The 26,642-nt window shown below is 69.7% G+C and carries 19 protein-coding genes; 12 read left to right on the top strand and 7 right to left on the bottom strand.

Annotation, left to right across the window (positions count from 1 at the left end):
- Positions 1 to 39: 39 nt before the first annotated feature.
- Entirely contained in the window at positions 40 to 2,154 is a 2,115-nt protein-coding gene (locus tag ACN8HC_RS13155) for an acyltransferase family protein (RefSeq protein ID WP_490075286.1), read from the top strand.
- Between the two features lie 142 nt (positions 2,155 to 2,296).
- Here ACN8HC_RS13155 and ACN8HC_RS13160 read toward each other — a convergent pair whose 3' ends face one another.
- The gene (locus ACN8HC_RS13160; protein WP_490075347.1) at positions 2,297 to 5,029 is read right to left on the bottom strand and encodes a UPF0182 family protein; all 2,733 of its coding nucleotides are present in this window, start codon (positions 5,027 to 5,029) and stop codon (positions 2,297 to 2,299) included.
- A 206-nt stretch (positions 5,030 to 5,235) separates the two neighbouring features.
- Here ACN8HC_RS13160 and ACN8HC_RS13165 point away from each other — a divergent pair, with 206 nt between their 5' ends.
- Together ACN8HC_RS13165 and ACN8HC_RS13170 are read left to right on the top strand one after the other, a co-directional pair.
- A complete protein-coding gene (locus ACN8HC_RS13165; RefSeq protein WP_490075287.1) occupies positions 5,236 to 6,147 on the top strand; it encodes an ABC transporter permease in 912 nt (303 codons plus the stop codon).
- A complete protein-coding gene (locus ACN8HC_RS13170; protein WP_490075288.1) occupies positions 6,140 to 6,991 on the top strand; it encodes an ABC transporter ATP-binding protein in 852 nt (283 codons plus the stop codon). The genes ACN8HC_RS13165 and ACN8HC_RS13170 overlap by 8 nt, the downstream gene beginning before the upstream one ends.
- Before the next feature lie 17 nt (positions 6,992 to 7,008).
- Here the strand turns inward: ACN8HC_RS13170 and ACN8HC_RS13175 are convergent, their stop codons facing one another.
- Positions 7,009 to 7,545, bottom strand: a complete 537-nt coding sequence (locus tag ACN8HC_RS13175; protein WP_490075289.1) for a hypothetical protein — start codon at positions 7,543 to 7,545, stop codon at positions 7,009 to 7,011.
- A 59-nt stretch (positions 7,546 to 7,604) separates the two neighbouring features.
- On the opposite strand from ACN8HC_RS13175, the gene ACN8HC_RS13180 reads away from it, so the two are divergent.
- Positions 7,605 to 8,234: a trimeric intracellular cation channel family protein gene (locus ACN8HC_RS13180; RefSeq protein ID WP_490075290.1), complete on the top strand. Its 630-nt coding sequence runs from the start codon at positions 7,605 to 7,607 to the stop codon at positions 8,232 to 8,234.
- A gap of 9 nt (positions 8,235 to 8,243) precedes the next feature.
- On the top strand, positions 8,244 to 9,092 hold the full coding sequence (locus ACN8HC_RS13185; RefSeq protein WP_490075291.1) for a PHP domain-containing protein: 849 nt from the start codon (positions 8,244 to 8,246) through the stop codon (positions 9,090 to 9,092).
- 281 nt (positions 9,093 to 9,373) lie between these two features.
- Here the strand turns inward: ACN8HC_RS13185 and ACN8HC_RS13190 are convergent, their stop codons facing one another.
- Together ACN8HC_RS13190 and ACN8HC_RS13195 are read right to left on the bottom strand one after the other, a co-directional pair.
- Complete coding sequence (locus tag ACN8HC_RS13190) at positions 9,374 to 10,372, bottom strand: helix-turn-helix transcriptional regulator (protein WP_490075292.1); 999 nt, start codon at positions 10,370 to 10,372, stop codon at positions 9,374 to 9,376.
- An 8-nt stretch (positions 10,373 to 10,380) separates the two neighbouring features.
- Complete coding sequence (locus ACN8HC_RS13195) at positions 10,381 to 11,853, bottom strand: DEAD/DEAH box helicase (protein WP_490075293.1); 1,473 nt, start codon at positions 11,851 to 11,853, stop codon at positions 10,381 to 10,383.
- Positions 11,854 to 12,122: 269 nt separating this feature from the next.
- Between ACN8HC_RS13195 and ACN8HC_RS13200 the strand changes: the two genes are divergently transcribed.
- Positions 12,123 to 12,857, top strand: coding sequence for a ferritin-like fold-containing protein (locus ACN8HC_RS13200; protein ID WP_490075294.1), 735 nt, complete (start codon positions 12,123 to 12,125; stop codon positions 12,855 to 12,857).
- Between the two features lie 70 nt (positions 12,858 to 12,927).
- On the opposite strand, the gene ACN8HC_RS13205 is transcribed toward ACN8HC_RS13200, so the two are convergent.
- A complete protein-coding gene (locus ACN8HC_RS13205) occupies positions 12,928 to 13,209 on the bottom strand; it encodes a GlsB/YeaQ/YmgE family stress response membrane protein (RefSeq protein WP_490075295.1) in 282 nt (93 codons plus the stop codon).
- Positions 13,210 to 13,541: 332 nt separating this feature from the next.
- Between ACN8HC_RS13205 and ACN8HC_RS13210 the strand changes: the two genes are divergently transcribed.
- Both ACN8HC_RS13210 and ACN8HC_RS13215 read left to right on the top strand, forming a co-directional pair.
- Positions 13,542 to 14,339, top strand: a complete 798-nt coding sequence (locus ACN8HC_RS13210) for an ABC transporter ATP-binding protein (protein WP_490075296.1) — start codon at positions 13,542 to 13,544, stop codon at positions 14,337 to 14,339.
- A 7-nt stretch (positions 14,340 to 14,346) separates the two neighbouring features.
- Complete coding sequence (locus tag ACN8HC_RS13215) at positions 14,347 to 16,920, top strand: ABC transporter permease (RefSeq protein ID WP_490075297.1); 2,574 nt, start codon at positions 14,347 to 14,349, stop codon at positions 16,918 to 16,920.
- Between the two features lie 193 nt (positions 16,921 to 17,113).
- Here the strand turns inward: ACN8HC_RS13215 and ACN8HC_RS13220 are convergent, their stop codons facing one another.
- Positions 17,114 to 17,335 carry a DUF3107 domain-containing protein gene (locus ACN8HC_RS13220; RefSeq protein ID WP_490075298.1) on the bottom strand — a complete coding sequence of 74 codons (222 nt, stop codon included), beginning with the start codon at positions 17,333 to 17,335 and terminating at the stop codon, positions 17,114 to 17,116.
- 222 nt (positions 17,336 to 17,557) lie between these two features.
- Complete coding sequence (locus ACN8HC_RS13225) at positions 17,558 to 18,187, bottom strand: TetR/AcrR family transcriptional regulator (protein WP_490075299.1); 630 nt, start codon at positions 18,185 to 18,187, stop codon at positions 17,558 to 17,560.
- A gap of 75 nt (positions 18,188 to 18,262) precedes the next feature.
- Here ACN8HC_RS13225 and moeB point away from each other — a divergent pair, with 75 nt between their 5' ends.
- The 4 genes from moeB to ACN8HC_RS13245 all read left to right on the top strand — a co-directional run bounded on the left by moeB (position 18,263) and on the right by ACN8HC_RS13245 (position 26,551).
- Positions 18,263 to 19,432 (top strand): molybdopterin-synthase adenylyltransferase MoeB, encoded by a 1,170-nt coding sequence (gene moeB / locus ACN8HC_RS13230; protein ID WP_490075300.1) that lies wholly within the window; start codon positions 18,263 to 18,265, stop codon positions 19,430 to 19,432.
- 73 nt (positions 19,433 to 19,505) lie between these two features.
- The gene (locus tag ACN8HC_RS13235; protein WP_490075301.1) at positions 19,506 to 19,913 is read left to right on the top strand and encodes an MGMT family protein; all 408 of its coding nucleotides are present in this window, start codon (positions 19,506 to 19,508) and stop codon (positions 19,911 to 19,913) included.
- Between the two features lie 189 nt (positions 19,914 to 20,102).
- Positions 20,103 to 23,222, top strand: coding sequence for an ATP-dependent helicase (locus ACN8HC_RS13240; RefSeq protein WP_490075302.1), 3,120 nt, complete (start codon positions 20,103 to 20,105; stop codon positions 23,220 to 23,222).
- The gene (locus ACN8HC_RS13245) at positions 23,219 to 26,551 is read left to right on the top strand and encodes an ATP-dependent helicase (protein WP_490075303.1); all 3,333 of its coding nucleotides are present in this window, start codon (positions 23,219 to 23,221) and stop codon (positions 26,549 to 26,551) included. The genes ACN8HC_RS13240 and ACN8HC_RS13245 overlap by 4 nt, the downstream gene beginning before the upstream one ends.
- Positions 26,552 to 26,642 lie beyond the last annotated feature (91 nt).

Genomic DNA, 26,642 nt, shown 5'->3' on the forward strand with positions numbered 1-26,642 from the left:
GTCACGATTCCTCAGATTCGGCCTTTACAGTGAGTCATCGTGTCTACAGCCACCCGACCGGCCACCTCGCCGCGCGCCACGATCGGTAGCAGCATCGGATTCCGTGCAGACATTCAAGGTCTGCGCGCGATCGCGGTGTTGTTCGTGGTCATCTACCACATCTGGCCCGACAAGCTCACCGGCGGTTTCGCCGGTGTCGACGTCTTCTTCGTGATCTCCGGATTCCTGATGACGGCGGTGCTGCTCAAGTCGCGGCCGCACTCGGGCCGCGGCTTTGCCGAATTCTGGGCACGCCGCATTCGTCGGCTGGTGCCGGCTGCGCTGACCGTGCTGCTCGCGACCGCCATCGCGACCCGGGCTGTGGCTCCGTCGACCGTGTGGCCCGGTACCGCGCGCGAAACGATCGCCAGCATCTTCTACGTCGAGAACTGGGTGCTGGCAGGAAACAGTGTCAACTACCTGGCGGAGGACAACGCACCGAGCCCGCTGCAGCATTACTGGTCGCTGTCGGTGGAGGAGCAGTTCTACATCTTCTGGCCGTTCATCATGGCGTTCGCGATCTGGTGGGCCTACCGGCACGTGACCGAGCGGTCGCCGCGGGTCGGCCAGGTCACCGGGCGGTTGTCGGTCGTGCTGGGCGCGGTTTTCGTCGCTTCCCTCGCGTATTCGGTGTGGTACACCGGCATCAACCCTCCCGGCGCCTACTTCGTGACACCGACCCGGGTCTGGGAACTGGCGCTCGGCGGCCTCGTCGCGGTCCTGCCGGCCACCGCTGTGGCTCGGGTGCCATTGTGGGCGCGGACCTCCCTCTGCTGGATCGGGGTCATCGCGATCCTGGTCACGGGATTCACCTACCGGGGCAGTATGCCGTTCCCCGGCTACACGGCGCTGTTGCCGACGCTGGGTACTGCTCTCGTGCTGGCCGCTCACCCCAAGGACAGCACTCTCCTCGGCCGCCTGTTCGCTCTCCGGCCGGTGCAATACATCGGCAACATCTCCTACTCGTTCTATCTGGTGCACTGGCCCCTCGTCGCGCTGCTGCCGTATGTCAGCGGCAAGCTCGGCATGCTCGACCGGTGGACCATCCTGATCGGGTCGATCGTGCTGGCCGGCCTCTCCAAGCGGTATGTCGAGGACGTGTTCCGCAAGAAACGCACCCCCCGGGTGTTGGCGCACACCTACCGGTACGGCCTCGCCGCGATGGCCACCTTGGCACTCGCCGCGGCCGGCTGGTGGTGGACGGGGAACGCCCACATTCAGGCCGAACAGCGGGCGGTCAAGTCGGCGATCTCCAATGCGGGGCCGTGCTTCGGGGCCGCCTCGATGGCCAAGGGCTTCGCCGCCTGTCCGCAGGATCCGGCCAAGACGCCGGTGCCGCCGCCGGATGCCGCCAAGAACGACAAGAACGTCGCCTACGCGGACGGCTGCTGGTCCAACCAGCCCTATACCGGCCGGCCGAACTGCCACTACGGCACCGGATCGGTGAAGGTCGCGCTCGTCGGCAACTCGCATGCCGGCCACTGGCTGCCCGCTCTGCAGCAGCTGGCGAAGAGGAACAACTGGTCGATCACGACCTACCTGATCTCGCAATGCGCTCCCAGTGACGAGCTGCAGAAGTTTCCGACCAGTGCGATGACGAAGAACTGCAACGACTACGGCAAGTGGGTACTGGACCGGACGGCGCACGGCCAGTACGACCTGATCATCACTTCCGACCGTGAGTCGGTGCAGACGCTGGGCAAGAACGACTGGCCGTCCAGCGAGAAAGCGGCGGAGGCCGGATTCCACAGTTACCTGAAGAAGTGGACGGCCGGCGGCACTCCGATCGTCCTGCTGCACGACCTTCCCTACCCGGGCAACACGGTGCAGAACATCCCGGACTGCCTGGCACAGCACCCGGGCCACAACGACAAGTGCTCCGGCACGCCGTCGTCCTGGAAGTGGTACTACCCGTACTCCGCAGCGGCTGCCGGGGTGAAGGGCGTCCACGTCATCGACATGACGAAGTACTTCTGCACCACGACGTCGTGCCCGGCGGTCATTGGTGGCGTCACCGTGTACTTCGACGCCTCGCACATGACCGCGACCTATGGCCGCACGCTCGCGCCGTACCTCGAGCAGGACCTGGACCGGCTCGGCTTCGGAGTGTCCTGATCCAGTGACCTCGGCGAAGGCGCCGACGTCGCCGCCGGACGGCCACCCTCCACCCATTGAGCGATGGTCAGCGGGCCGAGTCTCGTCACCCGGGCGAGGTCGAGCCTGGTCACTGGGGTCTCATCGGGGACTCTCGGCGGGGTCAGCCGGTCGCGCCCGCCGATCGCACCGCGGCCTTCAGCGCCCCCTGCAGGTTGTCGTCGAACGACGGGGTGCCGTTGCCATACAGCGCGATGACGTGCCGCAGGATCGGGAACGACTGGCTGCCGGTGGATTGCGTGTAGACCGGCTCGACATACAACAGACGGCCGGCGACCGGGATCGCGGTGAGCGACCCGAGCACCACCTTCGACTGGCCACCGCGCTGTAGCGTCAGTGCCTCGGTGATCGTGGTGTCCGACTCGATGTCGTTCTGCACCTGGGACGGCGACTCGCCGGCGCCCTCCGACGGGAAGCTGAGCACCGTGAATTTCCCGTAATCGGGGCCCGGCTGCGCGTCGACCGACACGAACGCGGCCAGGTCACGCCCGTTGTAGGTGACCATGGGGCTGGACAGGGCGTAGCGCTGCGATCCGAATCCGTCCGCGGACATCGAGATGTACTGCGACGGCTGGTTCGGGGCGGAGACGCTCGTCGCCGTGCCGGTCTTGGCGTTCAGCGTCTTCGCCGCCGCGACGGTCGGGTCCGTGGGCACCGTCCAGAAGTCGTTGCCGCTGTAGAAGTTGGCCGCCCCGGTCACGTGGTACTTCGCCAGCAGCGTGCGCTGCACGTTGAACAGGTCCGTCGGGTAGCGCAGCTGGGCGAGCAGGGCCGGCGAGATGCTCGACTGGGGCTTGACCAGTCCGGGAAAGACCGACTCCCACGCCTTCAGCAGCGGGTCCGGCTGCGCCCGCTGGTTCCAGGAATACAGCGTCACCTTGCCGGTGTAGGCGTCGACGACGGCCTTCACCGAGTTGTGCATGTAGTTGACGCCGGTGCTCGGCTGGCCGGCCGACGAGCCGTTCTGGGTCAGTGTGGTGTTGGTCGCGCTGTGCAGGTTGATCTGCTGCGCGTCCGGATAGTCGTTCGACGTCGTGTAGCCGTCGACGATCCACTTGATCGTGCCGTCGACCACCGCCGGGTAGACGTCGCCGTCGAGCGTCAGCCACGGTGCGACGCGGGCGACCCGGGCTCGCGGATTGCGGACCTCGAGCAGCTGGGACGCCTTGTTGACCTCGGAGCTGAACAGGATGCTCGGAGTCTTCAGCTGGTCGGCGAAGAGGAACCGGCGAAGCGTCGAGCCGATCGGGATCCCGCCGTTTCCCTGGTATGTCGTGTGCGCCGAGTCCGACGATCCCTTGGGGCCGGGGTGGTCGAACTCCAGATTCTGATGGCTGCCGGCGGGCTCACCGACGATGGCGTAGGAGCCCGGGGAAAAACCCTGGCCGAAGTAGATCTGCGGCCGAGTGACCGGGATGTCCTGGGCCGGCGGGATGCCGCCGTTGAGGAACACCGGGCTCTCCGTCGTGGAGTCGACCCGGGTGGTCGGAGCCGCCACGATCCCGTACCCGTGGGTGTAGACCAAGTGAGTGTTGACCCAGCTGGTGCTCGGTATGCCGGACAGGTTCAGCTCGCGGACCGCCAGCGCGACGTCCTGGTTGCTCGCGCCGGGCAGGTTGTAGTGCCCGATGTCGAGGGTCGACTTGAACTGGTAGTAGGGCTGCAGCTGTTGTTTGACGGTGAAGGTCGGCGAGAGCTTGTTCGGGTCGATGACCGGGATCTGTGCGGTGCTGTTCGCCAGCTTCACCAGATCGTGGTTGCTCGTGGTCGAGGGGTTGTAGGGGACGGTCGTGACGTTGCCGTCCAGCCCGAAGGCGGCGAGCGTCGCCTTCTGGTTCTGCGCGATCTCCGGCAGGTCGACCTGCGCCTGGCTGGGCGCCTCGCGCAGCCGGTAGACCAGTTGGGGCCAGCCGACGCCGACGACCAGTGCCGCGACCACGACGGTGACGAGCGTGCCGACGAGCATCCGGGTCCGGCCGACCACGAAGCCGTTCGCCGCGAGCGCTGCGGCACACAGGACGCAGATGACCACCATGGCGTCCTTGCTCGGCACGAGTGCGTGCACGGCCGCGTAGCCGGCGCCGGTCACGGGCCCCTGACTGGAGGTGGTGGCGGCATACCGCGCCAGCCAGTAGCCGACCGCCTTCAGCAGTACGTAGCCCGCGAGCAGCAAGGACAGCACGACGATGAAGGAGCGGGTGACCTTCTGCCGGCCGCCGCGCAGCCGCCACCCGCCATACCAGTAGCCGGCCACCACGGCGATGATCAGGCCGTACTTGATCGCGCTGAGGAGGAGCGTGTCGATCGCGAGGTGGAACGGGTAGACCTCGATGTAGAACGAGATGTCCTTGTGGAACAGCGGGTCGGTCCGCTGCCAGGGGGTGGCGTGCCGCCACAACAAGTAGGTCTGCCACTGGGCCGCGGCACTCTGTCCGATCCTCACCCCGGGGACCACCACGGCCAGAGCCACGATCAGCCACTTCAGGCGCGGTTCGAACCGGCGGAACGCCGATCGGAACACGTCGTCCTCGGTGTTGATCGAGAGTCGCGGCCGGGCCCGGCGCACGGCGACGACGGTGGCGCCACCGATGATCCCGGCGATGACGCCGAAGACCGCGAAGAGCAGGACCTTGGCCCAGATCTCGGTGGAGTAGACCGACCGTGCGTCGACCGAGCCGAACCACAGGTAGGTCGTGGCGATGCTCACTGCGACCTGAAAGAGCACGTAGACGACGGCGAGCGCGACGAGCGTGATCGCGAGTCGGATGGACCACCGCCGGAGCAACGCGACGAGGCGCGCCCGTTGTCGTGGCTCGTTCAGCCGCATGGACGGCATACGCAAGAGGGTCACCTTCGAATACCTCGATCGATGGGGCAGCGCAGCGCCCGGTGGTCTCATCGATCCGGGCAGGTCGGCGACATCATAGGGATGGAAACCGGGTATGACGTTCAGGAAACGATCACGCAACTGTGAGCCTCGTCATGCTCCCGCCGCGCCGCCGTGACCTGCCGCTTTCGGTGGATGCCGTATCGTTGCACGTCGTGACGCAGTCCGCCCAGACCTCCGCTACCTCCTCGGGGAGCAGTTCGCTTCCCCGGTCGGAAGTGCAGGCGCTCGTCGCGCGCTACGGCCTGAAACGTGCCGGTGCCCGGGCTCCGCTGGCCGACTATACGCGTGAACTGTGGGCCCGGCGGCACTTCATCGTCGAGTTCTCCCGGGCGACCAACGCGTCGGGTTACTCCAAGAGTCTGCTCGGTCAAGCCTGGCAGGTCCTCACGCCGCTGCTGAACGCGGGCGTCTACTTCCTGCTCTTCGGGCTGCTGCTCAACACCAGGCGGGGTGTCTCCAACTACATCGGCTTCCTCGTGACCGGGATCTTCGTCTTCCAGTTCATCCAGACCACGCTCAACCTCGGAGCGCGATCGCTGCAGTCCAACATCTCGCTGGTCCGCACGCTGCGGTTCCCGCGCGCGGTGTTCCCCGTCTCGGCGACCGTGGTGGCGCTGGAACAGATGGTCGTGTCGCTCGTCGTGCTGCTGCCGATCGTGTTGCTGACCGGCGAGCCGCTGCGGATTCAGTGGCTGGAACTCATCCCGGCACTGGCCCTGCAGTCGGCTTTCTGCGCGGGGCTGGCCTTCATCTTCGCCCGGCTCGGGGCGAAGGTGCCCGACGTGTCGCAGATGCTTCCGTTCGTGATGCGGGTGTGGCTCTACGCCTCCGGCGTCATGTTCAGCATCAACCAGTTCACCGCACACATGAACCCACTGGTCGGCAACATCCTCAACGTCAACCCTGCCGCGGAGTTCATGTACATCTACCGAGGCCCGCTACTGGCGTCGGGGCCGGGCGCGACGGCCGGCCAGTGGTTCGCCTGCATTGCGTGGACCGCAGTCACGCTGATCGGCGGCTACGTGTTCTTCTGGAAGGCCGAGGAGCAGTACGGTCGTGACTGATCCAGCGGAGGACCGGACGCCGACGGTGATCGCCGACGACGTTCACCTCACCTACAAGATCTCCGGTCGATACGCCAAGCGTGGTGGAGCGGCGGCCCTGGCGCGGACCCTGATGCGTCAGTCGACGCCCGGGCTCCGCGAGGTGCACGCGGTGCGGGGCGTCTCGTTCACGGCGTGGGAAGGCGACGCCATCGGCCTCATCGGGCCGAACGGCTCCGGCAAGTCCACGCTGCTGCGCGGCATCGCCGGTCTGCTGACGCCCTCCGCCGGCGCGGTCTACACGCGCGGCGACCCTGCGCTGCTGGGTGTCAACGCCGCACTGATCGCGACGATGAGCGGGGAACGCAACATCACCCTCGGCGGCCTGGCGATGGGTATGACGCCGGAGGAGGTCGAGCAGAGCTTCGACAAGATCTGCGAGTTCGCCGGCATCGGCGAGTTCATCTCCCTGCCGATGAACGCCTACTCCAGCGGAATGGGTGCCCGCCTGCGGTTCGCGATCGCGGCGAGCAAGTCCCACGACATCCTGATGATCGACGAGGCGCTGGCGACCGGTGACGCGGAGTTCCGGCGGCGCAGCGAGCGACGGATCAAGGAGCTGCGGGAGGAGGCCGGCACGGTGTTCCTCGTCAGCCACAGCCTGGGGGTGGTCCGAGAGACCTGCAATCGGGCGATCTGGCTCGAAAAGGGGCAACTCGTGATGGATGGTCCTACGGACGAGGTGCTCGACGCCTACGAGGACAAGCACGACCCGACAAAGGCTGCCGCGCGTCGCCAACGCAAGGCAGCCGAAGCGGCCGCCGAGGAGCAGGACACCGCGAAGTCCACGCGGGCCGCCGGCTGAGCTTCCTCGCAGCGCCGTCAGTCCGACGGTGCGCCGACGTCGCGGCGGGTCCGCCGGGCCGCGCGTAACATCGCGCACTGCTCGAAGAACTGCGTGCTCGCGGGGTGCCAGAGCAGCCACACGGCCGCCGCACCGACCAGCACGGTGGGCGCCTCGGCGATCGCGGCAGCCGGCGTGCCGCGTGTCGCCATACCGATGGTCAGCAGCAGGTTCATGGCGGCGAGCACGGTGGCGACGATGCGCGCCCAGCCCTGGCCGCGCGCGTTGGTCACGGCCATGACGAGCCAGACGACCACCGCGGCGAGCGACATGACGACGAACGCCGTGTAGGTGAGACCGGCGGCGTGCCGCAGGTCGGCGGCGGAGAGGCGGTCAGCGGGGGAGCGGGACGCGTTGGCGCGCTCGAGCGTGCGGGTGATCTCGTCATGGGAGAGCGCGTTGACCAGCACGCCGATGAGCGCGAGCAGCACCCCGGCATACATCAGCCGGGTGGCGGTCACCACCTGTTTGGGGCGCAGCTGCGCCAACCGTGGCGGGGAGGGGGCCGTCGTCATACGCCAAGCTTGTCAGCCGCCGGAGCAGCGTGTGACCGGGTCGCCGATACAGTGCACGAGTGCTGCTCACCGCGCTCAACTTCCTCGGCATCGCGGTGTTTGCGGCGTCCGGTGCGCTGCTCGGCGTGCGTCGCCGGCTCGATCTGTTCGGGATCTGGGTGGTGGCCGTGCTCACCGGCGTCGGCGGCGGCATCGTGCGCGATCTCTTCCTGGGCATCCATCCGCCGTCGTCCCTCGAGGACTGGCGGCCGATTGCCGTCGCGAGCGGCGCCGCGCTCGTCGTCTTCTTCGCTCATCCGCAGTTCTCGGCGTTGCACCGCAGCGTGCTGATCCTGGACGCGTTCGGCATGGGGCTGTTCGCCGCGACCGGCGCGCTCATCGCGCTGCACCACGACGCGAGCGTGCTGGCGTCGGTGCTGGTCGGCATCACCACCGCGGTCGGCGGCGGTGTGCTGCGTGACGTGCTGGTCAACGAGCTGCCGCTGCTGATCCTGCAGCGGGACCTGTATGCCGTGCCGGCCATGGCCGGTGCCGCGCTCGTCGTGCTGCTGCACGATCTCGGGGCCGGCGACGGCCTCGTCCTGGTCGCGGGCACCGTGCTGGCGTCGGGTTTCCGGCTCGTGGCGTTACGGCGGCGCTGGCGGCTGCCGCTGGCACCGGACCGGCCGCCGCGGCGGGCAGCTCGATAGGGTCGGCGAGTGCGCATCGACCTGCATACCCACTCCACCCAGAGCGACGGCACGCAGACGCCGGCCGACGTCATGCGGGCGGCGGCCGATGCCGGACTCGACGTCGTGGCGCTCACCGATCACGACACGACCCGCGGCTGGGGACAGGCGGCTCGGGCGGTGCGCGACACCGGCGTCACGTTCGTGCCCGGCATCGAGATCTCCTGCGCGTATGACGGCATCAGCATCCACCTGCTCGGCTATTTCATCGATCCGCTGGATGCCCCGCTGCTGGCCGAACTGGAGCGCGCGCGCAGCTCCCGGCGCACCCGCGCCGAACGGATGGTGGAGCGACTCGCGCCGGACACCGGGCTGACCTGGTTGCAGGTACAGGAGCAGTTCGGCGCCGACACGACGATCGGCCGACCGCACATCGCCGACGCACTCGTCGCGTCCGGTGTCGTGGCGTCCCGGGACGAGGCCTTCGCGTCATACCTCGGCTCGCGGTCGAAGTACCACGTCTCCCACTACGCGCCCGATCCCGCGCACGCCACCCGCCTGGTGCGGGCAGCCGGCGGAGTGCCCGTGATGGCGCACCCGTTCGCCGCCGAGCGCGGTCGCACGGTGGACTCCGACGTCATCGAGCGGATGGCGGACGCCGGCCTGGCGGGGCTCGAGGTCCATCACCGGGACCACACCGAGGCGGCGATCGGGGAGGGTCTGCGGCTCGCCGAGCGGCTGGGGCTGCTGGTCACCGGCTCGAGCGACTACCACGGCACCGGCAAGCAGAACCAGCTCGGCGAGAACGCCACGGCGCCCGAGGTGTTCGAGCAACTCGTCGCCCAGGCAACTTCCGGAACGGGCCCCATCACGCCGTGAGCGAGGGCCGCCGGCGTCCCGAAGGGCCGACGGTCGGTCTGAGGCGACGGTTCGGGCAAAAAAGATCGCCGGCACATCCCCGCATGTGCCGGCGATCTCTCCCCTGGACCGTCGTCCGCTCCCCCGTACGCGAACGACCTGACACCTATGGTGGCCTGTTCCCCGGCTCGCAGCTATGGGACTCGGGATGAACTTTGCCCCACTGGTCCTAGGCCCAAGGCCTAGTTCTCTGGGGGGAGGTGCCGTGCGGCGTCCCGGCGCAAGCGGTGATCCCGGTGCGGCTACCCGTGGCGGGCGCGGCCCACGGGCGGGTTGAGGACGAGCTCGATGCCGGCCCGCTGCGCGACCCCGAGCTTGCGCAGGATGTTGCCGACATGGGTCTTCACGGTCCGTTCGGAGATGTGCAACCGGCGCGCGAGCTCGGCGTTGCTGGCACTCTCCCGCGCGATCAGCTCGGCGATCTCCCGCTCACGCGCGGTCAGTCCGGCAGTGAGGTCCGGTAGGTCGGTCTCGCGCAGCCGGCCGCCGAATTCGCCGAACAGGTCACCGATCTCGATCTGCAACGTCTCGGAGAGCTGCTGGACCTGGTGGGCGGCCTCGGCGAGCTCGCCGCCGACGGGCGTAGCCAGCTGGGCGAGGTCGCGGACCGCTCGGTGCAGCTTGTTGACGCGCGAGCTGAGCTCGTCGATGAGGTCGGTCTCGTCCCGGACGCCGGAGGTGTCCAGCTCCGGGTAGATCGAGTAGAGGTCCAGCTCGTCCTGCGCGGCGGCGTCGCGTGCGAACGAGTGCATGAGCGCGCGGCCGAGCCATTCCAGGGCGCGAATCGCCTCGTCGTCATAGACCCTGGGTTGCAGGCTCTGCGCGCTCATCAGCCCGGTCACCTCACCGCTCACGGCGTCGAGCAGCGGCACCACGATGGCATCCATCGACACCTCGTCGGTGTTGCCGAACGGTATGGCGTTCGTGAGCAGCCGGCCGCCGTCCTCGGCGTAGATGTAGGCCCGCTTGCTCGTGCGCACCCAGTGCGACACGCCGTGCTTGCCGTAGCGTCCGATGGTCGGGCGCAGGAACTGGTCGTGGTCGTAGATGTACGGAATGAAGACGACGTCCTCGGCGCGGAAGAAGCCGATGTAGAAGCTGTCCACCCGGGTGAGCGCCGAGATGGTGCTGCGGCACACGGCATACCGGGCGGCGTGCGCGTCCCGCTCCGAGGCGCGCAGCCAGCGGTCGGCGGCACGCAGCCGGTCGACATACCGGGGGCTGAACCGTGCGGTGCCCACCGGTCCGGTCAGCCCTGCTCGGCGGCGGTCCGCCCTGCGGCCTCGCCGCGACGGGTGCGGCGGCGGCGCCGCGGGGTGGTGCGGCCGGTGCTCTCACCCTCGGCCTTGGCGGGTCCGGACGGCTTGCCACCGCGGCGGCCACCGGATGACCGGCCGCCGTCGCGGCCACCGTGCCGGGCGCCGGTCTCACCCAGGTCCTCGAGCTTCTCGGCGCGCAGCCCGGCACGGGTGCGCAGGCCCCGCGGCAGCTCACCGGTCGCGGAGGTGGGGATGTCGAGGTCACTGGAGAGGTGGTCGGACGAGGAGTAGGTCTCCGGCGGGTCGGGGATGCCCAGGTCGAGCGCCTTGTTGATCAGTCCCCAGCGGCTCAGGTCGTCCCAGTCGACGAAGGTGACCGCGATGCCGGTGTTGCCGGCGCGGCCGGTGCGGCCGATGCGGTGGACGTAGGTCTTCTCGTCCTCGGGGCACTGGTAGTTGACCACGTGCGTGACGTTCTCGACGTCGATGCCGCGGGCGGCGACGTCGGTCGCGACCAGCGTGTCGACCTTGCCGGTGCGGAAGGCGCGCAGCGCCTGCTCACGCGCACCCTGGCCGAGGTCACCGTGCAGGGCTGCGGCGGCGAACCCGCGCTGGGTGAGCTCGTCGCTGACCTTGGCGGCGGTGCGCTTGGTGCGGGTGAAGACGACGGTGAGACCGCGGCCCTCCGCCTGCAGGATGCGGGCGAGCATCTCCACCTTGTCGAGCGCGTGCGCACGGTAGACGAACTGCTCGGTCGCGGCGACGGTCTGCCGGTCGTCGCCGTCCTCGCTCATCGCCCGGATATGCGTCGGCTGCGTCATGTAGCGACGGGCCAAGGACACGACGGCGCCCGGCATGGTGGCGGAGAACAGCATCGTCTGCCGGGACGCGGGCGTCATGGCGAGCAGCTTCTCGACGTCGGGCAGGAAGCCCAGGTCGAGCATCTCGTCCGCCTCGTCCAGCACGACGCTGCGCACATAGCTGAGGTCGAGGTGACCCTGACCGGCCAGGTCGATCAGCCGGCCGGGGGTGCCCACGACGATCTCGACGCCCTTGCGCAGCTGCTCCACCTGCGGTTCGAAGGCGCGACCGCCGTAGATGGTGGCGATGCGAATGCCGCGGCGCCGGGCGGCGGTCTCGAGGTCGCCGGCGACCTGCACGGCCAGCTCGCGGGTCGGGGCCACGGCCAGCGCCTGCGGCTTGCCAGGCGCAGGAAGATCGTCGAAGCCCGGGTCGGCGGGGGCGACCGTCTGCTGCAGCATGGGGACGGCGAAACCGAGGGTCTTGCCGGTGCCCGTCTTGGCCTGGCCGATGATGTCGTGACCCGAGATCGCGACCGGCAAGGTCATCGCCTGGATCGGGAAGGGCGTGGTGATGCCCGCCTCGGTGAGGGCAGCGACGATGTCGGGGTGCACCCCGAAGTCGGCGAAGGACTGTGCGGTTGTGGTGTGCTCTTCGGTCATGAGATTGAGTTGAAACGTCTTCCTGTATCGGCTGCGTCGCCTCCAGCGCCGGGCGAAAGCTGTCGCCGGCGCGAGCATCGCGTCGCGGTATGGCGGAGCCGATCGGAGGTTTCGAAGCGGGGGCCTTCCCCCGCACATGTGTCGTCATGGACCGACCGGGCACCGTGGTCCGGGTTGTTCTCGAGCTGGACGGGAGCGCGTGGCGCGGTCCCGTCCAGCTCTCATTGTACCGTGCCGTGTCGTCATACCCGGCCAGCTACCATGCGGCCATGACCGACGCCCCGCACCACAGCTCGCCGGCCCCCGAGCAGCGCCGCGGGGTGCGCACCGAGGCCGACCTCGCCGATCCCGGCTACCGCCAGGGTCTCGTGGCGTTGCTCGGAGTGCTCGCGTATGGCGAACTCGTCGGCTTCCTCACCATCGCGCAGGAGGCCGGCTTCGCGCCGTCCTCCCGGGAGAAGGTGACGGTGTCGCGCATCGCGACCCAGGAGTTCGGCCACTACGAGCGGCTGGCGGCGCGCATCGAGGAACTCGGCGCCGATCCGCACCAGGCGATGGCGCCGTTCACCGGCGCGGTCGACGACTGGCACCGGCGGGCCACGCCGACCGACTGGCTCGAGGCACTGATGAAGGTCTACGCCGGCAACTCGATCGCCAACGACTTCTACCGGGAGGTCTCCGAACTGGTCGACCCGCAGACCAGGGCGCTGATGCGCGAGGCACTGGAGGACAGCGGTCAGGTGGAGTTCGCCGCCGGCGAACTGCGGCGGGCGATCGCCGCGGACACCACGGTCGCCGGGCGCCTCGCCCTGTGGGGCCGGCGGCTGATCGGGGAGGCGCTGTCCCAGGCCCAGCGGGTGGCCGCCGACAACGACGACCTGATGGGACTGCTCATCGACACCGGGTCGGGCTACGGGCTGGACCTCGGCGGGTGGATGCACATGTTCACCCGGCTGACCGACGCGCACACCGCCCGGATGGAGGCGCTCGGCCTGTCGGCGTGACGTGCCGGAAACGCAGTGGTGCCCCGCATCCTGTCGGCCGCGGGGCACCGTCACGAGCGGTGGCCGGAACTCAGGCGTTGACCCGCCGGTTGTTCTTGCCGGTGACCGCGAGGTAGATCGCGATCAGCACGATCGCGACGATGATGCCGACGATGAAGGGGATGACTTCCCACCCGCCGTTCGAGTTGTTGTAGCCCAACTGGTAGGTCAGCCAGGAGCCGATCAGTGAGCCGAGGATGCCGAGGACGATCGTCATGACCACGCCGATGTTCTGCTTACCGGGCATGATGAGACGCGCCAGCGCGCCGATGATCAGTCCGACGATTATCGCGCTGATGATGGTGCCGATCATGGCTTCTCTCCTTCTGGTCGAGGTCCATCGGTGGACGGACCCAGAACGTTGACTGTGCTACACCCTGGGAGAACCTGCAACGTTCGCTGCAGGCGTGCCGCGGATTGTTCAGTCAAAGGGGTAATGCAGTTGTCGACGGTGAGCGGCGGCTGGAACGCTGGTACCCGTGCGGCGGGTGGGCAAACGCGGACCCCGCGGTGCCGGCACTCGCGGCTCAGGGTCGACCGGGGGGTGATCAGGGTTGAACCGCATGGCGTGCGCCCGTGCGCGCCGGAATAGTCGTTGCCGACACTGCAGCACAGATCAGGACCACATCTCGGAGGGAATCACACATGTCCAACCCAGCCATGGCCGAACCGATGGCCGACGAGGCGAAGACGCCGCCGGCAGCCGCGGCATACCAGCTGGTCAAGACCTACGGCAAGGGCGAGACCACCGTGCACGCCCTGCGCGAGGTCTCCGTCGAGTTCGCGGCGGGTGAGTTCACGGCGATCATGGGGCCGTCCGGCTCCGGCAAATCCACGCTCATGCACTGCCTCGCCGGCCTCGACACGGCCACCTCGGGCAGCGTGCAGATCGGCGACATCGCGCTCACCGGCCTCAGCGACAAGCAGATGACCAAACTGCGCCGGGACCGGGTCGGCTTCGTCTTCCAGGCGTTCAACCTGGTGCCGACGCTGACCGCGCGGGAGAACATCACCCTGCCGCTCGACATCGCCGGCAAAAAGGTCGACAAGGACTGGATGGCCGCCGTCGTCGACCGGCTCGGGCTGGCCGACCGGCTCGGGCACCGTCCGAGCGAACTGTCCGGTGGTCAGGTGCAGCGCGTCGCGTGCGCCCGGGCGCTGGTCGGCCGGCCGCAGATCATCTTCGGCGACGAGCCGACCGGCAACCTCGACTCCCGGTCGTCCGCGGAGGTGCTGTCGATCCTGCGGGCTGCGGTGGACGACTTCGGCCAGACGGTGGTCATCGTGACGCACGACCCGCGTGCGGCGTCATACGCCGACCGAGTGATCTTCCTGGCCGACGGGCAGATCGTGAACGACCAGCGCGGCCTCAGCACGGACGACATCTACGAATACATGAAGCACCTCGACGAGCACGCGCCCAGCCGGCCGGCGCAGGACTGAGCGCGCCATGGCTTCCACGATGCGCAACGTCTCGCTGCGAAATCTCGCGGCGCACAAACTGCGGCTGGTCCTCACCGTGCTCTCCGTCGTGCTGGGCACCTCGTTCATCGCCGGCGCGCTGATCTTCACCGCCACGATGAGCAGCTCCTTCAACAACATCTTCGACAAGGTCGCGATCGGCGTCGACGCCCAGATCAGCCCGAAGACCACCGCCCACAACGCGTATGGCGGCACCGAGAGCCTCGGCGTGCCGGACTCCGTCCTTCAGCAGATCCGGCAGGACAAGGCCCAGCTCGGCGTCGCGAAGATCGTCCCCGGCTACCAGTCGATGATGACCATCGCCGACTCCAAGGGCAAGGCGCTGCAAACCGGCGGCGCACCGTCGATGGGCGCCAACTGGGTGCCGCCGAGCGAGGCTCTGGATCCGAGCAGCGCGACCATCCTGCCGGGCGGGCACGCGCCGCACGGCCCGACGGAGGCCGTGCTCAACGAGAGCGCCGCCAAACGCGGGCACCTCAAGGTCGGATCCCGGACGAAGGTGGTCGTCGCGGCCGGCAACGCCAAGCCCTTCGAGGTGACGATCGTCGGCTTGGTCAAGATGGTCGGCGACACCTCCGGCTACACCGAGATGGACTTCGACACGGCCACCGCACGGAAGCTGTTCAGCGACGGCTCGCACCTGTCGACCGTGCAACTGGGTGCGGTCAAGGGTGTCTCGGCAGACACGCTGAAGCAGCGGATCGAGGGCAAGTTCCCCGGTTACAAGGTGCAGACCGGTGACGAGGTGCGTGCGGAGAACAAGAAGGCGATCAACTCGTTCCTGCAGATCTTCAACTACATCCTGCTGTCCTTCGCGGCGATCGGTCTCATCGTCGGCACCTTCATCATCTACAACACCTTCTCCATGATCGTCGCCCAGCGGGTGCGTGAGCTGGCGCTGCTGCGCGCGATCGGTGCGGCCCGCCGGCAGGTGCTGCGTTCGGTGATCTTCGAGGCGGTGATCGTCGGGTTCATCGGCTCTGCGGTCGGCCTCGGCGTCGGCACCGGACTGGCCGCCGGATTGCAGGCACTGCTGTCCAGCACCGGGTCCGGCCTGCCGAACGGCGCGCTGGTGGTGGGCGCCGGCCCGGTCATCGCCTGCATCCTGGTCGGGGTGATCGTCACGACCGTCAGCGCGCTCGCGCCGGCCCGCCGGGCCTCCCGCGTCGCGCCGGTCGAGGCGATGCGGGAGAGCCAGACCGATGGTTCCGCCTCGCTGCGGGTGCGCACCGTCATCGCCCTGGTGCTGGCCGTGCTCAGCGTCGTGGCCCTCGCCATCGGCGCCAGCGGCAAGGGCGGTGGCGCAGCCGGCATGGTCGGCCTCGGCGCGCTGGGGACGATCATCGCGGTCGTCTGCGGTGCACCGGCGCTGGCCCGGCCGGCCGTGGGCTTCCTCGGCGTCCTGCTCGCCAAACCCTTCGGCAAGCTCGGGCAGCTGGCACGCACCAACGCCATACGCAATCCACGCCGGACGGCGGCCACGGCGTTTGCGCTCACGCTGGGACTGATGCTGGTGGCGATCATCGGCACGCTCGGCTCGTCGTTCAAGGCGACGATCGACTCCACGATCAGCGACCAGGTACGGGCTCCGATCATCGTCAGCAGCACCGGTGGCACCGGCGCGCTGCCGCCCTCGGTCAGCAACGTCATCAAGGGCGTCGACGGGGTCGGGACTGTCGTGTCGATCCGAGGTGTCACCGCGACCGTGAACGGCACGTCGGTCAGCGGGTCGTCACCCAGCGGTGACATCCGGCAGGCGGCCACCATGAAGCTGGTCACGGGCAGCGCCAGCCTGCCCGCCGACGGGCTGCTCGTCTCCGACAAATACGCCACCAAGCACGGCTGGGCAGTGGGCGAAACCCTTCACTTCAAGGGCAAATTCGGCCAGAATGCCGATGTCAGGGTGGTCGGCATCTTCAAGAGTTCGGCACTGCTGGATCCGTGGCTGATGGGCAACGGAGCTTTCCAGAAGCTGATACCGCAGCAGCTGCGGGCCGACTTCGTCGACCTGGTGATCCCGGCGAACGGTGCCAGCACCTCGGCCGTGCAGCAACGCGTCGAGAACGCCACCGGCAGCTATCTGACGGTCAAGGTGCAGACGAAGCAGCAGTTCGCCAACTCCTCGGCGCAGCAGATCAACCAGATGCTGACCGTGCTCTACGGGATGCTCGGCCTGGCGCTGATCATCGCGGTGCTCGGGATCATCAACACGCTCGCGCTGTCGGTGGTCGAACGCAAACGGGAGATCGGGATGCTGCGAGCGGTCGGCATGCTGCGCAAGCAGGTGCGCCGCACGATCTACCTGGAGTCGGTGCTCATCTCGATCTTCGGGGCGCTGCTCGGCATGGTGCTCGGCGTCATCATCGGCTGGTGCCTGGTGCGGACCTTCCGCGAGTGGATCACCGGGATCACCCCGGTGATCCCGTGGGGCACCGTGGTGTTCACGTTGGTCGCCGCCGGTGTCTGCGGTGTGCTCGCAGCGCTGTGGCCCGGCATCCGGGCCGCACGCACCAAGCCGCTGGAGGCCATCGCCGAGATGTGAGTTGCGGTTGTCGGCCGAACGGCCGGTCGCCCTCGCGGGTGACCGGCCGTTCGCTCTGCTTCCTCGCACTCCGCTCCGGCCGGCGACTCCGCTCCTTCGCCCCGGCCCCGCGAAGTTCTCCGCTCCTTCGTCGCTCCGATACTTCGCGGGGACCCGGGATTCGCTGCGTCGCCAACCTCCGCTCCGTGCTTCGTCAGCCTCCGAAACCAACCCGGCCGCGCTGCTCACTCCCGATGTCGATGTAGCCGAGCACCCCCGGCGGTATGACGACGGTGTGGCCGCGCTCGTCCTTCAGGGACAACGGCGTGCCCTTGTCGAGCGAAGCCTCGACCAGGGCGCGCACCTCGTCCGGCGTCTGCTCGGACTCCAGGACGACTTCGCGGGCGACGTGCTGCACGCCGATGCGGATCTCCACGTTCAAAGCTCCTTCAGGTAGGGCGGGTTCACGAACTGGCGCTCACTCTACGTCCGGCGAGCGGCCGTGACCGACGCACCTGCTGCCGAGTGGCACACGTGCCGGCGAGTGGCACACCAGCAGGTGTGCCACTCGCCGGTAACTGTGCCGGTCGGAATCCGGACGGGATGTGCCGTCCGGGAAGCGGGGGAGGGAGGAGGCGGCGAACGGCGCGGGACCCGGTCAGCTGTCGGACTGCTCCGGATGCAACGGGAAGCCGGCGAGGCCCCGCCATACGAGACTTGCGACGAGACGTTCCGCCTCCTCGCGCGGCACCGTGTGCGTCTGCATCCACGAGCGGGCGACGGTCTGCGACATACCGACCGTGGCGACGCCCAACAGCAGGGACTTCTCCGGCGGCAGATCGGTGTCCTCCTGGATGACCTTGGCCACCGCGTCGGCGCAGTCTGCGCTCATCTTCTCGACGCGGCGGGCGACCTCCGGCTCACCCAAGAGGTCCGACTCGAACACCAGCCGGAAGGCGGCGTCCTCCCGCTCGACGAAGGAGAAGAACGTCGCGACCGCGGCGGCAACCCGCTCCTGGTTGTCGGACGTGGAGGCCATCGCCTGCCGGACCAGTTCCGGCAACTCGGCCGTGTGCTGCTCGATGAGGGCGAGATAGAGATCGAGCTTGCCCGGAAAGTGCTGGTAGAGCACCGGTTTGCTGACGTGTGCCCGTTCGGCGATCTCGTCCATCGCCGCGGCGTGGTAACCGGACTCGGCGAAGACCGACTGCGCTGCTTCGAGCAGCTGGGCGCGGCGGGCCGACCTCGGCAGCCGTCCTCCGCGAGTTCCTGCGTCCGCAACACTCACTCCAGGGTTCCTTTCTGACCGGCGTCACCGCGGTGACTCCGTGGGCATCCTATTGCCGGACTAGGATTCGGCGGTGTGACTCGCCTCAACACGTTACGCGGGAGTACGACTGCCGGGTACACCCAGGCCGAGCGCTACTCACGGCACACCCTGCTTCCGGAGGTCGGTGTGGCGGGGCAGCGCAAGCTCGCCGACGCACGGGTGCTCGTGGTCGGTGCCGGCGGACTCGCGGCGCCGGTGCTGCCGCTGCTCGCGGGGGCCGGCATCGGCCGCCTCACCGTGATCGACGACGACGTCGTCGAGGTGAGCAACCTGCATCGCCAGGTCATCCACCGCACGCAGGACATCGGCGTGCCCAAGGTCGCGTCCGCGGTGCGCGCCGTCCACGACCTCAACCCGGACATCGAGGCCCACGGTGTCGAAGCACGCCTGACCGCCGACAACGCCCTCGAGCTCTTCGCCGACCACGACATCGTCGTCGACGCCACCGACAACTTCGCGACGCGTTACCTGGTCAACGACGCCTGCGTGCTGCTCGGACTGCCCCTCGTCTGGTCGTCGATCAGCCGGTTCGACGGGCAGGTCACGGTCTGGGCGTATGGCGATTCCCCTTGCTATCGCTGCATTTTCCCGACCGCCCCACCGCCCGGCGCAGTGCCGTCGTGTGCCGAGGGCGGCGTGATCGGCCCGCTGCCCGGGGTGATGGGCTCGGTCCAGGCGACCGAGGTGCTCAAGCTCGTGCTCGGCATCGGTCAGCCGCTGGCCGGCCGGGTCGTCGTGCACGACGCCCTCGCCGGGACGTGGTCGAGCGTCCCGGTCGCCCGGGACCCGGAGTGCGCGGTCTGCGGTGAGCATCCGACGATCAGGGTGCTGCGCGACGAGGACGTGTCGTGTGGCATGCCGGCGGAACGGCCGGTGCCGTTGATCGAGCCCGCCGAGCTGGCCGCGCTGATCGATGCCGGTCGCGCGCCGTTGGTGGTCGACGTGCGCACCACGGAGGAGCGCGACATCGTGACGCTGCCCGGCGGCGGCATACATGTGGACGTAGCGGGGCTGCGGGACGGCACGGCCCTCGACCGGCTGGGCGCGATCGACGCCGAGACGATCTTCTACTGCAAGAGCGGCGGCCGGTCTGCCGAAGCGGTACGGCTGGTCGAGGCGGCGACCGGCGTGCGAGCGCGGTCGCTGAACGGCGGCGTGCTCGGCTGGATCGACGCCGTGGACCCGTCGCTCCCACGGTACTGACGATGAAGACTCGTTCCTCGTCTCCATCGTCCGTACTTGATGACGTTCGCCGTCCTTCGGCCGGACGGTGATCATGGAGGTCCCCGAGCTGCCGGAGCTGGCCGACGCCGTGCTCGAGATCGTCGACCTGGTCCCGGCCGGCAAGGTCGTGACGTATGGCGACATCGGCAAGGTCGTCGGTGCCGGCCCGCGGCAGGTCGGCGCGGTGATGTCGCAGTACGGCGGGATGGTGACCTGGTGGCGCGTGCTGCGGGCCGACGGCCGGCCACCCTCGTGCCACGAGGGCGCCGCGCTGGAGCACTACCGCGAGGAGGACACACCGCTCAAGGGCACCTTCCTGGACCGCGTCGACCTGGCCCGGGCCCGCTTCGACCTCAGCGGCCTGGACTTCCGGCGGCCGGGCGGCACCCCGGACGGCACGGAGCACCCCCAGGGCGGCACGGCAGGTGACACCCCCGACGACCCGACCGCCGCCCACTGATCACCCGCCCGCCGACCCATTTGCCGGCAGGCCTAGATACTGCCGAGAGGCTCAGAAAATCCCGTGCGGGAGGGGGAATTTTGTGTGCCTGTCGATACCTTTGTGGGCCTCTCGGCGAGTGGTGGGGCGACGGCGTGCCGTCGTATCGGAATGCCGGTCGGAGTGAGTATGTCGGTCGCGCGTGATGGGATGAGACACGTGCTGGAGTTGCGACGCGGACCCGAGCTGTCGGTGCACCCGGCTGTGCTCGACGACGTCCAGCAGGCCGTCCGGGACAGCGTCGAGCGCGCGACCGTGGTGCTGGGCGCACCCGGCACCGGCAAGTCAACCCTCGCGGTCGAATGCGTGGTGGCCGCCGTGGAGCGCGGCATACGTCCCGACGCGTGCCTGCTGCTGGCACCGACGCGGCTGGCCGCGGCCCGGTTGCGCGACGAGGTGACCGCCAGGCTCCAGGGCACCTCCACCGAGCCACTGGCCCGCACCCACCAGGCCTTCGGCTTCGGCATCCTGCGGCAGGCCGCGGCGCTGCAGGGTGAGCCGGCACCGCGGCTGCTCAGCGGTCCGGAGCAGGACGTCGTGCTGCGTGAGCTGCTGGCCGGCCACGAGGCCGGCGACGGCATACCACCGGACTGGCCCGCGTTCGTGCGAAACGCCTTGCCGACGAGAGGGTTCCGGAACGAGTTGCGCGACCTCCTGATGCGTGCCGTGGAGTGGGGGCTGACCGCCGAGGAGCTGGCCGGGCTGGGCCGGGCGCACGACCATCCGGAGTGGGTCGCCTCGGCTCAGGTGCTGGACGAATACGACCAGGTGACGGCGTTGTCCCGGCCCGGTGCCTTTGATCCGGCATGGATCCTCTCTGCGGCCGCCGACCTGCTCGAGTCCGATCCGGAGGCTCGCGACCGCGTACAGCACGCCATCCGGCTCGTCGTCATCGACGACGCCCAGGAGCTGACCCGTGCGGCGGCGCGGCTGCTGCGGCTGGTGGTCGCGCCGGCGACGCGGGTCGTCCTGATCGGCGACCCGGACGCTGCGGTGCAGAGCTTCCGGGGTGCCGACCCGCTGATGTTCGGTGCGCTGGGGGATCATTTCGGCGCCATCGACCACCACGTCCTGCCGATCGGCTACCGCCAGCCGGCGGCGCTGCGGGAGGCCGCCGTGCGGGTCAGCGAGCGCATCGGTGCCGTCGCAGGGGTCGAGCACCGGTCGGTCGCCACCCGGAAGGGTGGTCAGGTCGACGTGGCCCTGCTGCGCGCGGCGCCGCAAGAGGCCGCGCACATCGCCGCGCAGCTACGGCGTGCCCACCTGCTCGACGGCGTCCCGTGGTCGCAGATGGCGGTACTCGTGCGCGGGCAGGCTCGCGCCGGGTCCTTGCGCCGCGCCCTCGCGACTGCGGGGGTGCCGGTCAGTTCGCCGCCGACGGTGGTGCCGGTGCGCGACGAACCGGCGGTCCGGCCGTTCCTGGCGCTGCTGGAGACGATCGGCCGGCTGCTCGAGGAGGACCCCGACCCGATCAGCCCCGAGCTGGCCGCGGACATCCTCACCTCCCCGCTCGGTGGCGCCGACGCGGTCGCGCTGCGCCGTCTGCGGCGGGCCTTGCGCAACGAGGAGCTGGGCGCCGGCGGGTCGCGGTCGTCCGACGAGCTGCTCGCCGCCGCGGTCACCGGTCTGCCGTGGTTGGAGTTGCTCGGGCCGGTGGCGACGCCGGCGCTGCGGGTGGCTCGCGTCATACGGGCGGGCCGGGATGCAGCGGTGGCGGCCGGTGCCACGGCCGAGTCGGTGCTGTGGGCCATGTGGGAAGCCAGCGGGCTCGCGCCGGCATGGCAGGGGCAGGCGCTCGCCGGCGGACGCGACGGCAAGCGCGCCGACGAACGGCTCGACGCGATCGTCGCGCTCTTCTCCGACGCGGCCGCCTACACCGACCGGCTGCCCGGCGCCGCGCCACTCGACTTCCTGGAGCACATCCGCGGACAGGACGTGCCCGGCGACCGGCTGGTCGCCGCCGCCCCGGACGACGAGGCGGTCGCGTTGCTGACCCCGCAGGCCGCGGCCGGCCGCGAATGGCAGTTCGTGGTGGTCGCCGGCGTGCAGGAGGGCGTCTGGCCCGACCTGCGGTTGCGCGGCTCGCTGCTCGGCTCCGAGCGGCTGGTCGACGTGCTCGCCGACCGCGGCGACTCATGGCGGGCGGCCCAGGCCGCTGTGCGGTATGACGAGACCCGGCAGTTCCTCGTCGCAGTCACGCGGGCGAACCGGCGGTTGCTGGTGACGGCGGTCCGCAGTGAGGACGAGCAGCCCTCGCCATACCTCGACGTGGTGGACCCGCTGGACGCGCCCGACGATCCGGATGCCCTGCGCGACTTCACCGAAGTGGCAAGGCCTACAACGCTTTCCGCGGTTGTCGCCGAGCTGCGGCGCGAGCTGGCGATCGGCGATGACGAGCAGCGCGGTCAGGCCGCCCGGCAACTGGCGCGGCTGGCGGCGGCCGGTGTGCGGGGCGCGGACCCGGCACAGTGGTGGGCGCTGCGCGAGCTCAGCGACGACCGGCCGCTCCGGTTGCCCGGTCAGCGGGTTCAGGTCTCACCCTCGCGGGTCGAGTCGTTCGGGGAGTGCGGACTCCGCTGGTTGCTGACGACCGCCGGCGCGGATGGACCGGACGTCGGCGCGGCGGCGCTCGGCACCCTGGTGCACGAGGTTGCCCAGGAGTTCGCCGACACCGATCCGGATGCGATGGCGGCTGCCCTCGACGAGCGCTGGGCGCGGCTCGGGCTGGGTGAGACGTGGGTGTCCGAGCAGCAGCGGACCACCGCGCAGCAGATGCTGACCCGGCTCATCGGCTACCTCGACGAGGCGAAGGCGCAGGGTTGGGAGCGGGTCGACGTCGAGAGGGCGTTCCGGGTCGCCGTCGGGCGCGCGGAGCTCACCGGCCGCGTCGACCGCCTCGAGCGCCGGGGCGACGAGCTGCGGGTGATCGACCTCAAGACCGGTTCCTCGAAACCGACCGCGGCGGAGCTGGAGACCAACCCGCAACTCGCGGCCTACCAGGTGGCGATCGCCGAGGGTGGTTTCGAGGAGGGAACGACCTCGGGCGGCGCCGCCCTGGTGCAGGTGGGCAAGGTGGCCGGCAAGAGCGCGGCCACCCAGGTGCAGGGCCCGCTCGCCGACCAGGACGACCCGCGGTGGGCCTACCGGCTGATCGAGCAGACCGCGGAGGGGATGTCCGCGACGACCTTCACCGCGCAACTGAACAAGCGGTGCCGCACGTGCCCGGTGATCAAGTGCTGTCCGCTGCGGCCGGAAGGATCTCGCTCATGACGGAGCGGTATTCCGCGGTCGAGCTCGCCACAGCGCTGGGACTACCGCGGCCGACCGACGAACAGATCGCGGTGACCGAGGCCGCCGCCGACAGCCCGTTGCTGGTCGTGGCGGGCGCCGGCTCGGGCAAGACCGAGACGATGGCTGCTCGCGTGGTGTGGCTGGTCGCCAACCGGCACGTGGAGCCCGACCAGGTGCTCGGCCTGACCTTCACCCGCAAGGCCGCCGGGCAGCTCGCCGAGCGGATCGGCTTGCGGCTGCGCCGGTTGCGCCGCGAGGGCATCTGGCTACCGACGGCCGACGACGGCGCTGAGGCGCTCGCCGAGCTGCCCACCGTGCAGACCTACCACTCCTATGCGGGCCGGATCGTCGGTGAGCACGGGCTGCGGCTGGGCATCGAGCCGGAGTCGCGGCTGCTCTCCGAGGCCGCCGCCTGGCAGCTCGCCTCCGAAGCCGTCCTCGGGTATGACGGGCCGATGGACCTCGTCACGTCGGCGGTGGGCAACGTGACGACCGCGGTCGTGTCGATCGCCGGTGAACTCGCGGAGCACCTGGTGACCGTCGACCAGCTGTCCGACCACCTCGAGCAGTTCCTCAAGGACGCCGGCGCGTTGCCGCCGAAGGGTGCGACCAAGGTCACCGGCGGCGACATCAAGAAGGTCATCGACTCGCTCGCCGCGCGTCAGCAGATCGTTCCGATCGTCGAGCGTTACCTCCGGCTGAAGCGGCAGCGGTCCGCGCTCGACTTCGCCGACCAGATGGCCCTCGCGGCGCAGTTGGCGCGCAACTTCCCGGAGCTGAGCTCGCTGGAGCGCCAACGGTTCCGGGCGGTGCTGCTCGACGAGTTCCAGGACACCAGCGAGGCGCAGCTGGTGCTGTTGCGCTCCCTGTACGCCGGGACCGACGACACGCCCGGTCGTGACGTGCGAGTGACCGCTGTCGGCGACCCCAACCAGTCGATCTACGGCTGGCGCGGCGCGAGTGCGACCACGCTGACCAGCTTTCCGCAGCTTTTCGCCGACACCGACGGTCCGGCGAAAGTCCTTCAGCTGTCGCGCAGCTGGCGCAACGACCGGGGCATCCTGGCGGCTGCCAACCGGGTGTCGGGACCGTTGCGTTCGGCGAGTGCGGTGCCCGTGGAGACGTTGCAGCCCCGGCCGGGAGCGGGCGAGGGCTCTGTCGTGGCGGCCCGGCTGCTCGACCAGGATGCGGAGGCGGCATACCTTGCCGGCTGGGTCGCCGACCGGCACACCGACCCGGACGGCGCATGGACCGGCCGGACAGCCGCGGTGCTGTGCCGCAAGCGGTCCCAGTTCCCCGCGGTGGTCGAGGCACTGCATGAGCGCAACCTGCCCGTCGAGGTGGTCGGCGTGGGCGGCCTGCTCACCACGTCCGAGGTCGCCGATATCGTGAGTTTGCTGTGGGCAGTGCAGGATCCGACCCGCGGCGATCAGCTGATGCGGCTGCTCACCGGGCCGCTGATGCGGCTCGGCCCGGCCGACCTGGACGGCCTGGCGGAGTGGGCCCGCGTGTTGGAGAAGAGAGACCGGCCCCGGATGGACGGCGACCGGCGCAAGGACATTGAGAGCGACACCCGCGACCGCGCATCGATCATCGAGGCGCTGGAGGAGCTGCCTGACGCCGACTGGCGTGGGCCCGCAGGGCAGCGACTCAGCAAGTCGGCGCTCGAGCGGCTGGCCGGCCTCGCGCACGAGATCCGGAGGCTGCGGTCGATGACCGGCCTGCCGCTCGGCGAGCTCGTCGTCGAGGCCGAGCGGGCGCTCGCCCTCGACATCGAGGTGCTGTCCAGACCCGGCCAGACACCCGAGACCGCATGCGTGCACCTCGACGGCTTCGCCGAAGTCGCAGCGGGATTCGCCGCGTCGTCGGACCGCCCGACCCTCGGCGGATTCCTCGACTGGCTGGCCGCGGCCGAGCGCGAGGAGCGTGGGCTCGACCGTCCCTACCTGGAGGCCGAGCCGCGCGCCATACAGGTCCTGACCGTGCACGCCGCCAAGGGACTCGAGTGGGACATCGTCGCGGTGCCGGGCCTGATCGAGGGCACCTTCCCCGACCACTCGGGTGTCGTGACGTGGAGCGCCGATTACCACGGCTGGAAGATCAGCAAGGACGGCCGGCCGGGTGACCCCGACAGTTGGGCGGTCAACGCCGCCGAGTGGACCGGCGGCATCGAGGGGCTGCCGTTCGACCTGCGTGGTGACGCCGAGGGATTGCCCCAGCTGCGTTGGGCCGAGGCGACCGACGCGGCCGAGCTGCGTGATGCGATCAACGACTTCCGTGCCGCCGCAGGGCAGCACGGCCTCGACGAGGAGCGCCGGCTCGCCTATGTCGCGTTCACCAGAGCCCGGTCCGAGCTGTTGCTCACCGCGAGCGTCTGGGCCACCGCCACGGCCCCACGGATCACCTCCCGCTATCTGACCGAGCTGGTCGACACCGGTCTCGTCGACCAGGAGCGGTGGGAGCCGATGCCCGAGCCCGAGCCGGGCGAGACCAAGGTGCCCGATCCCCGGGACGGGCAAGATTCGGTCGTGTCCTGGCCGCACGACCCGATGGCCGCACGCCGGGCGGAGCTGGCCGATGGCGTTGGCCGGGTCCGGGCGGCGCTGGCCGACCCCGCGGTGCACGATGTGCTGCCGCTGGACGACCGCGAGCAGGAGATCGAGCTCCTGCTGCGAGAGCGGGATCGGGCGCGCACCCGGGGGACCGGTGCGGTGCTGTTGCCGCGCCACCTGTCCGCATCGGCGGTGGTGTCGCTGGCGGCAGATCCGGAGGAGTTCACTCGCGAGCTGCGCCGGCCGATGCCGCCGCCACCGGCGCAGGCCGCGCGCCGCGGGACCGCCTTCCACGCCTGGATCGAGCAGCACTACTCGCGCGCTGCACTCGTCGATGTGCTGGAGCTTCCCGGCGCCGCTGACGACGATGCGGACGACGGCGCGGACCTTGAGGCGTTGAAGGACCGCTTCCTCGCCTCCGAATGGGCAGCCCGCACGCCCTCGGAGATCGAGGTGTCGGTCGAAACGTGGATCGACGGCATCTCGGTGCGTGGACGCATCGACGCGGTGTTCCCGCGCGACGACGGCGGGTTCATGATCGTGGACTGGAAGACCGGCGCCCGCCCCTCGGGCCCGGCGATGCAGGCGCGAGTCCTGCAACTCGCGGCCTACCGCCTGGCGTTTGCGCGGCTGCGCGGCATACCGACCGCGCAGGTGGCCGCCGCGTTCTACTACGCGACGAGCGGCGAAACGGTCTGGCCCGCGATGCCGCCGGATGACGCGATCGCCGAGCTGCTGCGGCGCGTCCCGCAGTAGCCGCTCCAAACTCACCCGTCCGTTGCCGGGCCGCAGTAGCCTCGGCGCACGAGCACGCTCACCGTGAGCCCTCGAGAAGGAGCCGCCAGCA

This window comes from Flexivirga sp. YIM B11880, assembly GCF_058148645.1.